Source organism: Streptomyces sp. NPDC058195 (assembly GCF_042883525.1).
In the GTDB taxonomy this organism is placed as follows: Bacteria; Actinomycetota; Actinomycetes; order Streptomycetales; family Streptomycetaceae; genus Streptomyces.
Genome location: NZ_JBHVVM010000033.1, coordinates 12733 through 25719 on the forward strand (window position 1 = coordinate 12733; position 12987 = coordinate 25719).

Annotated in this window: 10 protein-coding genes; 1 reads left to right on the plus strand and 9 read right to left on the minus strand. The window is 71.0% G+C overall.

Annotation, left to right across the window (positions count from 1 at the left end; all coding sequences use genetic code 11):
* Window positions 1–279: 279 nt before the first annotated feature.
* The 6 genes from ACFVWY_RS30545 to ACFVWY_RS30570 form a co-directional block, all read right to left on the minus strand.
* Window positions 280–1929, minus strand: a complete 1650-nt coding sequence (locus ACFVWY_RS30545) for a beta-N-acetylhexosaminidase (protein WP_389878047.1) — start codon at window positions 1927–1929, stop codon at window positions 280–282.
* Window positions 1930–1932: 3 nt separating this feature from the next.
* Complete coding sequence (locus ACFVWY_RS30550) at window positions 1933–2781, minus strand: carbohydrate ABC transporter permease (protein ID WP_389878048.1); 849 nt, start codon at window positions 2779–2781, stop codon at window positions 1933–1935.
* A complete protein-coding gene (locus ACFVWY_RS30555; RefSeq protein ID WP_389878050.1) occupies window positions 2778–3731 on the minus strand; it encodes a carbohydrate ABC transporter permease in 954 nt (317 codons plus the stop codon). Before ACFVWY_RS30555 ends, ACFVWY_RS30550 begins: the two co-directional genes overlap by 4 nt.
* Before the next feature lie 2 nt (window positions 3732–3733).
* Window positions 3734–5038, minus strand: coding sequence for an extracellular solute-binding protein (locus ACFVWY_RS30560; protein WP_389878052.1), 1305 nt, complete (start codon window positions 5036–5038; stop codon window positions 3734–3736).
* A 246-nt stretch (window positions 5039–5284) separates the two neighbouring features.
* Entirely contained in the window at window positions 5285–5578 is a 294-nt protein-coding gene (locus ACFVWY_RS30565; RefSeq protein ID WP_072484142.1) for a DUF3039 domain-containing protein, read from the minus strand.
* Window positions 5579–5608: 30 nt separating this feature from the next.
* Window positions 5609–6169 carry a YqgE/AlgH family protein gene (locus tag ACFVWY_RS30570; protein WP_389878054.1) on the minus strand — a complete coding sequence of 187 codons (561 nt, stop codon included), beginning with the start codon at window positions 6167–6169 and terminating at the stop codon, window positions 5609–5611.
* 276 nt (window positions 6170–6445) lie between these two features.
* Here ACFVWY_RS30570 and murA point away from each other — a divergent pair, with 276 nt between their 5' ends.
* Complete coding sequence (murA, locus tag ACFVWY_RS30575; protein WP_389878056.1) at window positions 6446–7786, plus strand: UDP-N-acetylglucosamine 1-carboxyvinyltransferase; 1341 nt, start codon at window positions 6446–6448, stop codon at window positions 7784–7786.
* 202 nt (window positions 7787–7988) lie between these two features.
* On the opposite strand, the gene ACFVWY_RS30580 is transcribed toward murA, so the two are convergent.
* The 3 genes from ACFVWY_RS30580 to ACFVWY_RS30590 all read right to left on the minus strand — a co-directional run bounded on the left by ACFVWY_RS30580 (window position 7989) and on the right by ACFVWY_RS30590 (window position 12902).
* Window positions 7989–8270: an HU family DNA-binding protein gene (locus tag ACFVWY_RS30580; protein WP_003968811.1), complete on the minus strand. Its 282-nt coding sequence runs from the start codon at window positions 8268–8270 to the stop codon at window positions 7989–7991.
* Window positions 8271–8603: 333 nt separating this feature from the next.
* Entirely contained in the window at window positions 8604–10040 is a 1437-nt protein-coding gene (locus ACFVWY_RS30585) for an NAD-dependent malic enzyme (protein WP_389878058.1), read from the minus strand.
* Window positions 10041–10517: 477 nt separating this feature from the next.
* Window positions 10518–12902, minus strand: coding sequence for a HelD family protein (locus ACFVWY_RS30590; RefSeq protein ID WP_389878060.1), 2385 nt, complete (start codon window positions 12900–12902; stop codon window positions 10518–10520).
* Between the last annotated feature and the right edge of the window lie 85 nt (window positions 12903–12987).

Genomic DNA, 12987 nt, shown 5'->3' on the forward strand with positions numbered 1-12987 from the left:
CTGGACGTGGCAACTCTGGCACATCTTCGGATCGGACCGACGCGAGGGTCCGCGAAGGGCGCATCTCTCCTTGATCGAGGGAATGTTCCTGTTTCGGACTGATTCGGTGTGGAGTGTGAATTGCCGCTGTTCGTCGCCGCTTGTCGCGGTTGCGACGGGGCGGCGCCGCATCGCGCCACGCCCGTGCGACAGGGCGACTTCCGGACAAAAAACCACCGGCCGGCACACCGCTCGGGGTGTACCGGCCGGGGCCGGGGCCGCTCGGACCCGCGGCCGGGATCACACGTTCGGGGGTGGTCCGTCGAGAGGGCGGCCCAGCACTCCGGGGCGCTTCTGCCGGGGCAGCGGTCCGCTCGGGCGCCGGTAGTCGACGCCGAGGGCGTCGAGCCGGGCGTAGTGCGCGGTCATGCGGCGCTCGAAGTCCGCGTAGTCCCGTGCGGCGGGGGCGGGCAGCGGCGACCAGGCGACCTCGGCGAAGGCGGCGAGGCGCGGGAAGACCTGGTAGTCGACGCGGGCCCGGTTCTGCATCACCTCCGTCCAGACGTTGGCCTGGGTGCCCAGGATGTGCCGGGCGGCCTCCTCGGAGAGGCCGGGCGGTACGGGCTCGAAGCGGTAGACGTCCTCCAGGGTGCGGACGAAGCCGATGGGCATCGGCTCGTCGGGGCCGCCGTGCTGACGGTGGTCCAGGTAGACGTGCTGTTCCGGGCACATGACGACGTCGTGCCCCGCCTCGGCGGCGGCGATGCCCCCGCCGTAGCCGCGCCAGGAGGACACGGCGGCGCCCGCCGGGAGGCCGCCCTCCAGGATCTCGTCCCATCCGATCAGGCGGCGGCCCCGGGCGGTGAGCCAGGTGTCGAAGTGCCGGATGATCCAGGACTGGAGCTCGTCCTCGTTGGCCAGGCCGAACTCCGCGATCCGGGCCTGGGCGGCGGGTGAGTCCTTCCACTGCTCCTTGCGGCACTCGTCGCCGCCGATGTGGATGAACGGCGAGGTGGCGGCGGGGAAGAGGTCGAGGACCTCTTCGAGCACGCCCTCGAAGAAGCGCAGGGTGGTGTCGGTCGGGGCGAGCACGTTCGCGTTGATGCCCCAGGTGTCCCAGACCGGGAGGGCGGCGGTGTCGACGACGTCGGCGTTGCCCAGCTCGGGGTAGGCGGCGATGGCGGCCTGCGAGTGGCCCGGGATGTCGATCTCGGGGACGACCCGGATGTGCCGCTCGGCGGCGTACGCGACGATCTCGCGGATGTCGTCCTGGGTGTAGTAGCCGCCGTGCGGGGTCTCGTCCCACTGCTCGGAGGCCCGGTGGCCGTGCTTCGTACGGGGGCGCCAGGAGCCGACCTCGGTGAGACGGGGGTGGCGCTTGATCTCGATGCGCCAGCCCTGGTCGTCGGTGAGGTGGAAGTGGAAGACGTTCAGCTTGTGGGCGGCGAGGAGGTCGAGGTAGCGCAGCACGTCGTCCTTGGGCAGGAAGTGCCGTGCCACGTCGAGCATCATGCCGCGCCAGGGGAAGCGGGGGTGGTCCTCGATGTCCGCGAAGGGGACGGAGCGTTGCGCGCCGGGGCTGACGGGGGCGCGGCGGAAGGCCTCGGCGCCCAGGAGCTGGCGGAGCGTCTGGGCACCCCAGAAGACGCCCGCGGGGCTGCCGCCGGTGATCTCGACGCCCCGCCCGGTCCCGGTGGTCAGGCGGTAGCCCTCGGGCTCCAGGTCCGTGTCGATGCGCAGCCGTACGGTGTTCCCGGCGTCCGCGTCCGCCGCGTCCGCGCCGCCGGGGGCGAGCGGCAGCCCGAAGGCGGCGCCGAGCGTGGTGCGCAGCCAGCGTTCGGTGCTGCCGGTCCCGGGGGCCGCGGTGATGGTGGTGGACGGGTCGAACAGGAAGCCGCGCCTCCCCTCGTCACCGAGGTGCACGGGGGCGGGGATCAGGTCCAGGTCCATGAGTCAGTCCTTTGTCGCTCCGCCGAGTCCGGAGACCAGGCGGCGCTGTACGAGTACGAAGAAGACCAGTACGGGGACGGTCATCACGGTCGATGCCGCCATGATCCCTCCCCAGTCGTTCTCCTCGGGTTTGAAGAAGACCAGCAACGCCATCGGCAGGGTCGACTGGGAGGTGTCGCTGATGATGAACGACTTCGCGAACAGGAAGTCGTTCCAGGTGGAGATGAACGAGAAGACGCTGGTGGCGACGAGGCCGGGGAGGACCAGCGGGAACAGGATCTGCCAGAGGAACCGGGTGCGGCTCGCCCCGTCGATGTACGCGGCCTCCTCCAGGGCCTCGGGGACGGCCCTGACGAATCCGCGCAGCATCCAGATCGCGAACGGCAGCGAGAACGCGAGGTGCGGCAGGATCAGCGCGCCGAGGGTGTTGAGCTGGCCGAAGTCCCGCATCAGGAAGAACAGCGGGATGGCCAGCGCCTCGACCGGCACCATCTGCGCGATCAGGAACATGATCAGCAGCGTGGTCCGGAAGCGGAACCTGAACCGGGTGACCGCCGTCGCCGCCAGGAAGGCGACCAGCGCGGAGGCGACGACGACCGTGCCGGCGACGGTCAGGCTGTTGAGGAAGTACCGCCCGAAGTCGTTCTGTTCGAAGACCCGGCGGAAGGAGTCCAGGGACGGCGCGAGGGTCCAGGGGCGGGGGTTCGCGGACTGGACCTCTCCGGCCGGTTTGAGGGCGGAGAGCACCATCCAGTAGAGCGGGAAGGCGACCGCGGCGGCGATCAGCAGGGCCGCCGCCTCGGCGGCCAGCCGGCCGGGCCGGCGGATGCGCGGTGTGTTCCGGGCGCTCACAGTTCCTCCCCCTGGCGCCGCACCAGGCGCAGGTAGACCAGCGTGACGGCCAGCAGGATCAGCAGCATCACGACGCCGATCGCGGAGCCGAGGCTGTACTGCGAGGACGCGAACGCCTTCTGGTACGCGTACACGTTGAGCACCAGGTTCTGGCCCGCGATGCCGCCGCCGCCCGTCATGACGTAGATCTGGGTGAAGACCTTGAAGTCCCAGATGACCGACTGGATGGTGACGACGACGAGGATGGGCCGCAGCATCGGGGCGGTGACCGAGCGCCAGATCCGCCACTGCGAGGCGCCGTCCAGCGCCGCGGCCTCCAGCACCTCGGCGGGGATCGCCCGGATGCCCGCGTACACCGTCACCATCACGAACGGGAACGAGCACCACAGGACTTCCAGGAGCACCAGGGCGAAGGCGCTGTAGCGCCCGTACGTCCAGGAGAAGTCGCCGAGCCCCAGCACCCGGTTGACCGGGCCGAAGTCGGGGTCGAAGAGGAACACCCAGACGGTGGAACCGGTGATCGCGGGGGTGGCCCAGGCGCCGAGCGCGGCCAGCATCAGGGCGAGCCGGGGCAGGGCCCTGATCCGGGTCAGCAGGACGGCGAGCGCGCAGCCGGCCAGCAGGGTGGCGGCGACGCAGGCGGCGGCGAAGAGGACGGTGGCCAGGAGGACCTGCCAGAACTGGCCGTCGCCGAAGAGTTCGGCGTAGTTCCCCAGACCCCGGAAGGTGGTCGGTTCGCCGCCGCTGACCTGGGCCTGGGTGTACTCCAGGAAGGAGATCAGGCCGAGCTGGTAGATCGGGTAGACGAGCAGCCCGCCGAGGAGGACGAGCGCGGGCAGCAGATAGAGCCAGGGGGTCCGGCCGGTGCCGCGCGCCGTGCGCGCGGCACCGGCCCGGGACCTGGTCGTGGCCCCGGTCCTGGGGCTGGACTCGGTACGGGTCGCGGTCATGGTCAGCTCGCGTCGGCGAACGCGGCGTCCATCTTCTCCGCCGCGTCGTCCGACGCCTTCGCCACGTCCTTACGGCCGCTGACGATCTCCTGGAACATCGTGGGCAGGATCAGCGAGGCGTCTATCTGTCCCCAGCCCGGCGAGGCCGGGACGAACTTGGCGCCCGCGCCGAGCGTCCGGACGAACGGTTCGACGAACGGCTCCTTCTTCGCGGCGGCGTCCCGCACATCGGTGTACGTCGGCAGGAAGCCCATCGCGTCGAACATCTTCGCCTGCGTCCGCTTGCCGGTCAGCGACTTCATCAGGTCCACCGCCAGGCTCCGGTGCGCGCTGCTCCTCAGTACGCCGATGTTGTTCCCGCCCGCGAACGCGGGGGCGATGGACCCCTCCGTCGCGCCGGGCAGCGGGACCACCGCGTACGCGCCCTTCACCGGGCCCGCCTCCACGGCGGCGTGGCTGAAGTCGCCGCCGATCGCCATGGCGGCCTTGCCGGAGGCGAAGGCGGTGACGGTCGCGTTGCCGCCCAGGGCCGCGCACTTGGCGGCGGGGCAGTTGTCGTCGCCGAAGAGCGAGGTGTACGCCTCGATGCCCTCGCGGGCCTTGCCGCTGTTGATGGCGGCCTTGTACGTGCCACCGCTCTCCTCGGCGAGTTCGCCGCCCGCCGCCCAGATGAACGGCATCGCGCCGTAGGTGTAGGCGCCGCCGACCGCCAGTCCGTACAGGTCCGGCTTCTTCCGGTGGATCTTCTTCGCCGTGGAGATCAGCTCGGCCTGTGTCCGGGGGGCCTCGATGCCCAGCTCCCGGAAGACGTCGGTGCGGTAGTAGAGGGCCCGTACGCCGACGAAGAGCGGGGCGCCGTAGATCTTGTCCCCGACCGTCACCGACTGCCGGGCGGTCGGGTCGGTGTCCCCGGCCTCGTCCCAGGCGGCGAACTCCTCGCTGATGTCGGCGAGTCCGCCGTCCCTGACGTATCCGGCGGTGTCGGTGTTGCCGTACTCGATGAGGTCCGGGGCACTCTTCGGGTCGTTGAACGCCGCCTTGACGCGCTGGGCGCGGGTGTCGACGGGGATGTACTCGATCTCGGCCTTCGCGCCCTTGTGGGTCTTCTCGAACTCGGCGACCGCCGCGTCGACGACCTGTTCCTTGGGCTTGTTGCCGACCTCCTGGAACAGCCAGACCCGCAGGGTGCCGGTCTTCGCGTCCCCCTCGGCCCTGCTGTCGGACGTCTGCGGCGCGCAGCCGGTGGCGGTGAGCCCCGCCAGTACAAGCGCCGCGACCGGGGCGGCAATTCGGGCAGACAGTTTCATCCGGGAACCCCTACCGGTAGGTGTTGCAACATACGCAACGTGCGTTTCGCATTGCACAACTGGCAGGAGCGTAGGTGGGCGCGCAGGCGCCGACAAGTGGTCTCTACCACTCTGTGACCCGGTGGAGCAGCCCGTGCAACGCGAAGCCCCGGCGCGCACGGGCGGGCCGGGGCAACGCGAAGGCCCCCGGGGCGCGTGGAAGAACGCGCCCCGGGGGCCCGAAGGATGCCGCCGGACGGGCGGGGACTACTTCTTGTCCTTGCCGCCCTTGCCCTTGTCCTTGTCGCCACCGGCGCCCATGGACTCGTAGATCTCCTTGCACATGGGGCAGACCGGGTACTTCTTGGGGTCGCGCCCCGGTACCCAGACCTTCCCGCACAGTGCGACCACGGGGGTGCCCTCCAGGGCACTCGCCATGATCTTGTCCTTCTGGACGTAATGGGCGTAGCGCTCGTGGTCGCCGTCGCCGTTCGACACCTGCGGTGTCGGCTCCACGAGGGTTCCGGTACCTGCCCCGCGCTCGGGCTCAAGAGTGCTCATAACCGCCAAGGGTACCGACCGCCGGGAGCTTCAGTTCAGCGAAGGGTCGTCGGGATAGGTGGCGATCATCGCGAGCTCGCTGCGCTGACGGCGCAGGACCGCACGCCACAGGCGCTCGGGGCGCGGGGAGGAGACATCGCCGGGCTCGGACTCGACCACGTACCAGGCGCCCTCGGCCAGTTCGGCCTCCAGTTGCCCCGGGCCCCAGCCGGCGTACCCCGCGAAGATCCGCAGCGAGCCGAGGGCCGCCGCGAGCAGCTCCGGCGGCGCCTCCAGGTCCACCAGGCCGATCGCCCCGTACACCCGTCGCCAGCCGAGCGGGCCCTCGTCGCCGGGGATCACGGCCACGCCGAGCGCCGAGTCGAGCGAGACCGGTCCGCCCTGGAAGACGACGTCGGGCTCACCGGTCAGACCGGCCCAGGGCATCAGGATGTCGCGGACGCCCACCGGGGTCGGCCGGTTCAGGACCACGCCGAGGGAACCCTCCTCGTCGTGGTCGAGGAGCAGCACCACGGCGCGGTCGAAATTCGGGTCCGCGAGCGCGGGTGTGGCCACGAGCAGTCGCCCTGTGAGCGAGGACACCTCGGTCATGGCAGAAATGATCCCGCATCTTCGCCCCGCACGGGTGCCAAGTGGGCCGCCCGGACACCCGACAGGACGCGGCGCAGCTCAGGGCGCACGGGTGCACGGGGAGCGCGCTTTCCGGATGACCATGCGGACGGTGACAGTCCGCAAGACCGGGGAAGCAGAGCGTGTTGTGGCGGATTCATGACGTTCGTACACCCCCCGTTCTCTTACGGAGAGGGGGGCGCGGGCCATTACTCTTTCGTTTGGCCCCCTGCCCGACCACTCCGGAACGCGAGATTCATGACCGGCACAGACGATGTCCTGCTTGTCCACGGCGGAACCCCGCTGGAGGGCGAGATCCGCGTCAGAGGCGCCAAGAACCTGGTGCCGAAGGCAATGGTCGCCGCGCTGCTCGGCAGCGGGCCCAGCCGGCTGCGCAACGTGCCCGACATCCGGGACGTGCGGGTGGTCCGGGGGCTGCTGCAGCTGCACGGCGTGACGGTCCGTCCGGGTGACGAACCGGGCGAGCTGATCCTGGACCCGACGCACGTGGAGAGCGCGAACGTCGCCGACATCGACGCCCACGCGGGCTCGTCGCGCATCCCGATCCTCTTCTGCGGCCCCCTGCTGCACCGGCTCGGCCACGCGTTCATCCCGGGTCTGGGCGGCTGCGACATCGGCGGCCGGCCGATCGACTTCCACTTCGACGTGCTGCGGCAGTTCGGCGCGGTCATCGAGAAGCGGGCGGACGGCCAGTACCTGGAGGCACCGCAGCGGCTGCGCGGCACCAAGATCCGGCTGCCGTACCCGTCGGTGGGCTCCACCGAGCAGGTGCTGCTGACGGCGGTGCTCGCCGAGGGCGTCACCGAACTGTCCAACGCGGCCGTGGAGCCGGAGATCGAGGACCTCATCTGCGTACTGCAGAAGATGGGCGCGATCATCTCGGTGGACACCGACCGGACCATCCGGATCACCGGTGTGGACCGGCTGGACGGCTATACGCACCGGGCCATCCCGGACCGCCTGGAGGCGGCCTCCTGGGCGTCCGCGGCACTGGCCACCGAGGGGAACATCTACGTACGGGGCGCGCAGCAGCGCTCGATGATGACCTTCCTCAACACCTTCCGCAGGGTCGGCGGCGCCTTCGAGATCGACGACGAGGGCATCCGCTTCTGGCACCCGGGCGGCGCGCTGAACGCCATCGCCCTGGAGACGGACGTGCACCCCGGCTTCCAGACCGACTGGCAGCAGCCGCTGGTGGTGGCCCTGACGCAGGCCACGGGCCTGTCCATCGTCCACGAGACGGTGTACGAGTCGCGGCTCGGCTTCACCTCCGCGCTCAACCAGATGGGTGCGCACATCCAGCTCTACCGCGAGTGCCTGGGCGGCTCCGACTGCCGCTTCGGCCAGCGCAACTTCCTGCATTCGGCGGTGGTCTCCGGACCGACCCGGCTGCAGGGCGCGGACCTGGTCATCCCGGACCTGCGGGGCGGCTTCTCGTACCTGATCGCCGCACTGGCGGCCCAGGGCACCTCGCGGGTGCACGGGATCGACCTGATCAACCGCGGCTACGAGAACTTCATGGAGAAGCTGGAGAAGCTCGGCGCGAAGGTCGAGCTGCCGGGCGGCTCGCTGGTCTGAGAGCGGGCGCCGGAAGGCTGCTGACGGGGGTCCGGGGCACTGCTCCGGGCCCCCGTTCGCGCGTTCCCGGGCCGCCGGGGCCGGGCGCGTCGCGGGGCAAGGCTTCGCAGAGGCACAGAACGGGGCCCTGACGGCCGTACACCGAAGGGCGGCCACCCGGGATGGGTGACCGCCCTTCGTCGCGCCTGTGGGGCTGTGGGGCTTACTTGCCCTTGGCGGCTTCCTTGAGCTTCGAGCCCGCGGAGACCTTCACGCTGTAACCGGCCGGGATGTTGATCGGGTCGCCGGTCTGCGGGTTACGAGCGGTGCGAGCGGCACGGTGGGTGCGCTCGAAGGTCAGGAAGCCGGGGATGGTGACCTTCTCGTCGCCCTTGGCGACGATCTCACCGACGGTCTCGGCGAGCGCGGCCAGCACGGCGTCGGCGTCCTTGCGAGTCACCTCGGCGCGGTCGGCCAGGGCGGCCACCAGCTCACTGCGGTTCATGTTTGTTACTCCCGTGTTCTTCTTGCCTGTGAGGCGTGAGATCGAAGCCGATGCTGCCAGGGCCCTCGGACAGTCCCCGGACCCGGGTCTGTCGTCAGACCCTCGCGCCCGATTACGCATCCTGCCCCCACCTGCGGCGGTAACGCCAATCCGGCACCCTCCGGAGTCACACGAAAAGCGCCAGGGCCTCACCGTGGTGACGTTCCGTCGACTCTCCGGAAGCGTTCCGCAGCGGTTGCGGTACTCGCCGGGACGCGCCGCCCGCCCACCCTAAAGGGGCGTTTGGGGCACCGCGTCCCGCGACGCGCCGTGCGCCGGGACCGTGAAGCGGGGTCAGGCGCGGTCGCCCGCGCCCTTCGCGCCCCCGGTGACCGCTCGCGCGGCGTCCCGGACGGCACCGGCGACGGCACCGGCGACCCGGTCGTTGAAGACCGACGGGATGATGTAGTTCGCGTTCAGCTCGTCCTCGGCGACCACGTCGGCGAGGGCGCCCGCGGCGGCGAGCATCATCTCCGTGTTGACCGTGCGGGACTGCGCGTCCAGCAGGCCGCGGAAGACACCCGGGAAGACCAGCACGTTGTTGATCTGGTTCGGGAAGTCGGAACGGCCGGTGGCGACGACCGCCGCCGTCTGGCGGGCGATCGCCGGCTCCACCTCGGGGTCCGGGTTCGCGAGCGCGAACACGATCGCGCCCTCGGCCATCGCGGCGACGTCGGCGCCGTCCAGCACGTTCGGCGCGGAGACGCCGATGAAGACGTCGGCGTCCACGACGGCCTGCTTGAGGGTGCCGGTGATGGACTCCGGGTTGGTGTTGTCGGCGATCCAGCGCAGCGGCGAGTCGGCGGCGGCGGAGACCAGGTCCTCGCGGCCCGCGTGCACCACGCCGTGGATGTCGGCGACGACGGCGTGCTTGACGCCCGCGGCCAGCAGGAGCTTCAGGATGGCCGTACCGGCCGCCCCCGCGCCGGACATGACGACCCGCACGTCCCCGACGCTCTTGCCCACCACGCGCAGGGCGTTGGTCAGCGCGGCCAGGACGACGATCGCGGTGCCGTGCTGGTCGTCGTGGAAGACCGGGATGTCCAGGGCCTCACGCAGCCGGGCCTCGATCTCGAAGCAGCGAGGGGCGGAGATGTCCTCCAGGTTGATGCCCGCGAAGCCGGGGGCGATCGCCTTGACGATCTCGACGATGGCGTCGGTGTCCTGGGTGTCCAGGCACAGCGGCCAGGCATCGATGCCCGCGAACCGCTTGAAGAGGGCCGCCTTGCCCTCCATCACCGGGAGGGCGGCCTTCGGGCCGATGTTGCCGAGGCCGAGCACGGCGGAGCCGTCCGTCACGACTGCGACGGAGTTGCGCTTGATGGTGAGACGGCGGGCGTCCTCGGGGTTCTCGGCGATCGCCATGCAGACCCGGGCCACGCCGGGGGTGTAGATCATCGAGAGGTCGTCACGGTTGCGGATGGGGTGCTTGGACGCCATCTCGATCTTGCCGCCGAGGTGCATCAGGAACGTACGGTCGGAGACCTTGCCCAGGACGACGCCCTCGATGCCCCGCAGGCCCTCGACGATCTCGTCGGCGTGCGCGGTGGAGGTGGCGGCGATGGTGACGTCGATCCGCAGCTTCTCGTGGCCGGAGGCGGTCACGTCGAGACCGGTGACCGACCCGCCGGAGGACTCCACGGCCGTGGTGAGCTGGGAGACCGCGGTACCGCTCGCGGGCACCTCCAGCCTGACCGTCATCGAGTACGAGACGCTGGGCGCCGTTGCCATGGCCGAGTCCTTCGCTTTCCTTAGCTTCATTGCCGCGCGACCGGGGCTCTCACCTCGGACACGCTTCCCGATCGTCGCACCTACTGGCGGGTAGTCGTTAATGACTGCCACTCTTCGGAAACTTTTTTCCACCATACGAGATATGGCGGCCTCAGTGGAAGCCCTGAGCGGAAGCCCTGTACGGAACCGGCCCCTCGGGGCCGCCCCGGCCGCCCCCACCGCCCCACGAACGAGAACAGACCCGCGCCACCGGAAGGTGACGCGGGTCTGTCTCTAGAGATGTACGGCACCGACCCGCCATGCTCGCCTCGCGGCAAGTGGTCGCTCGAAGCGACGAAGGTTGGGCCCGGGGGCTTGGATCGAGCCGGTGCCGACACCAGGCTAACAAAGACCCCGAAGAAGTGATTCCCCACGGCACGGGTTGACCGGAAAAACGATCCGGCTCCCCCGGGGCAGCCCGGGAGGAGCCTTCCCGCCTCAGTCCCTCAGCAGGTCCGGCACCCCGTCCGCGTCGGGCAGGTCCCGCGCCCCCGAGACCACCGTGAGCTGCTGCGTCGCACGCGTCAGCGCCACGTACAGCACCCGCAGCCCGGCCGGGGACTCGTCCGCGATCTCGGCGGGCGAGACGACCACCGTGGCGTCGTACTCCAGGCCCTTCGCCTCCAGGCTGCCCAGCGCCACCACCCGTTCGCCCAGCTCGGCGAGCCACTCACGGGCCTGGGCCCGGCGGTTCATCGCGACGACCACGCCCACGGTGCCGTCGACCTCGGCGAGCAGCCGCCTCGCCTCCTCGCGCACCGTGGCCGCCAGCTCGCCGTCGCCGACGGCCGCGAAGCGGGGCCGCACACCCGTGGAGCGGACCGCGGCGGGCGCCTCCATCCCGGGCATCGCCAGCTCCAGCACCTTGGCGGCCAGCGCGGCGATCTCCGCGGGGTTGCGGTAGTTCACCGTGAGGGTGAAGTGGCGGCGCGGCCGGTTGCCGAGCGCCTCGTCGCGGGCGCGGGCGGCCTCGTCCGGGTCGGACCAGGAGGACTGCGCCGGGTCGCCGACGATCGTCCAGGTGGCGTGGCGGCCACGGCGGCCCACCATCCGCCACTGCATGGGCGTGAGGTCCTGCGCCTCGTCGACGATGACGTGCGCGTACTCGGTACGCTCCGCGGCCAGCCGCTCGGCCCGCTCGCGCTGGGTCTCCTCGCGCTGCGGCATCAGCTCGTCCAGGCCGGTGAGCTGGTCCAGCGGGTCGGCCTCGCGCTTCTTCTTCGGCCGGAGCGGGGCCCCGAGCAGCGTCTGGAGCTCGTCGAGGAGCGCCACGTCGTGCACGGAGAGGGGCCCCTTGCCCGCCCGGTCGAGCCGCTTCAGGGAGCGGGCGAGGCGGCGCACCTCGCCCTGGTTGAGCACCCGGCGGGCCCAGCGGCCGAGCCGCCTCTCGTCGGCCATCGCGGCGAGCACCCCGCGCGGATTCAGCTCGGGCCACCAGGCGTTCAGGAAGTCGAGGAAGTCCGTCTCGGTGGAGACGTCCTCGTCGAAGGAGGAACGCAGCTCGGCGGCGAGTTCGGGGTCGGTGTAGCGGCCCCGGCCGGAGGACTTGTTCCACAGGGCGTCCAGCAGCAGCCGGCGGGCGCGCGGGCGCAGCAGGTTGACCGGGGCGGTGCCGCCGAGCACGGACTGCCGGATGCGGTGCAGCTCCTCGGCCTCCAGTTCGACGCGGGCGCCGAACGCGACGACCCGCAGCCGGGTCGGGGTGACCGGGGCGGTGGTGGCCGCCTCGTCGTCGCCGAAGGCCAGCTGACCGCCGGTCCGCTGCGGCCTGCGGGGGGTGCCGGGCTGTTCCAGGGCGCCGCGGGCGGCCTTGCGCAGCACGGTGAGCATCCGCGAGGAACCCTTGATCCGGGCGACGGCGGGCTCGTCGTAGGTGGTGGCGCCCTCAAGACCGGCCGCGTCGTCGGAGAGCGAGCCGACCGCGCGGATCGCGACCTGCCCCTCCTCGCCGAGCGAGGGCAGCACGCCCTCGGTGTAGGCGACCAGGAGCGGGGTCGGCGAGACGATGAGGATGCCGCCCGCGTACCGCCGCCGGTCCTGGTAGAGGAGGTACGCGGCCCGGTGCAGCGCCACGGCGGTCTTGCCCGTGCCGGGGCCGCCGGAGACCTCGGTGACGGAGGCGGCGGGGGCCCGGATGACCAGGTCCTGCTCGGCCTGGATCGAGGAGACGATGTCCCGCATGGTGTGGCTGCGGGCCTGGCCGAGCGCCGCCATCAGGGCGCCGTCGCCGATCACCGGCAGCTTCTCGCCGTCGAGGTGCGCGGTCAGCTCGGGACGCATCAGGTCGTCCTCGACGCCGAGGACCTTGCGGCCCTTGGAGCGGATGACCCGGCGGCGTACGACCCGGCCAGGGTCCTTCGGCGTCGAGCGGTAGAACGGCGCGGCGGCCGGGGCGCGCCAGTCGATGACCAGCGGCGCGTAGTCGGAGTCGAGGACCCCGATCCGGCCGATGTGCAGCGTCTCCGCGATGTCGGCCGTGCCGTCCTCGCGCACCGCGTCGTCGGCCACCTCGACGGAGGTGTACGCGCCGTCGGGGCCGCGTTCGCCGTCCTTGCCGAGCAGCAGGTCGATCCGGCCGAAGAGAAAGTCCTCGAACTCGCTGTTCAGCCGGTTGAGATGAATTCCGGCACGGAAGACCTGGGCGTCGCGCTCGGCGAGCGCCCCGGGCGTTCCGACCTGGCCGCGTTTGACGGCGTCGTCCATGAGAAATTCCGCCTCGTGGATTTTCTCCTCAAGGCGGTGGTACACACGGTCGAGATGTTTCTGCTCGACACCGATCTCCCGGTCCCGCAACGAATCGACAGCGGCATCCTGCGCGGCCACCGAGGCCCCCTTCTGACGTGCATTGGGCAGCCGTCAACCTTAGGCGAAGCGGTGCCCGCCGCGCACCTGCCGCGCATATCGAATT